This window comes from Arthrobacter sp. Dra40 (assembly GCF_059091905.1).
The window spans coordinates 1-353 of sequence record NZ_JBNHHB010000583.1; the positions used below are offsets into that span (position 1 = coordinate 1).

Genomic DNA, 353 nt, shown 5'->3' on the forward strand with positions numbered 1-353 from the left:
GACTTCACGGCCGGCTACGACACGAACTCGGCTGTACTCTTCCCGGAAACCGTGGCCGTGCGCGAAACCCCTGCCTTCACCTGGGGGGCCATTTTCGCCGACCGCGAAGCCGCCCGTTTCCGCACCGTGGTCCGTGCAGCTGCCGAAATCACCTCCCTTGATCTGCCCGAGGAAGCCGCGGCCCTGCTGGACGACCAGCAGCTGACGCAGGAAACCTTTGTGATGTGGGACCTGATTCACGACCGCACGCACATGCGGGGCGACCTGCCGTTCGACCCGTTCATGATCAAGCAGCGGATGCCCTACTTCCTGTACTCGCTGGAGGAACTGCGCTGCGATTTGACCGCCTTCCG

At 63.7% G+C, this 353-nt stretch carries 1 protein-coding gene; it reads left to right on the plus strand.

Annotated features, from left to right (window positions below; translation table 11 throughout):
* On the plus strand, positions 1-353 hold a 353-nt coding region (locus AC5RWT_RS38100), incomplete at both ends, for a DUF6421 family protein (RefSeq protein ID WP_494084719.1).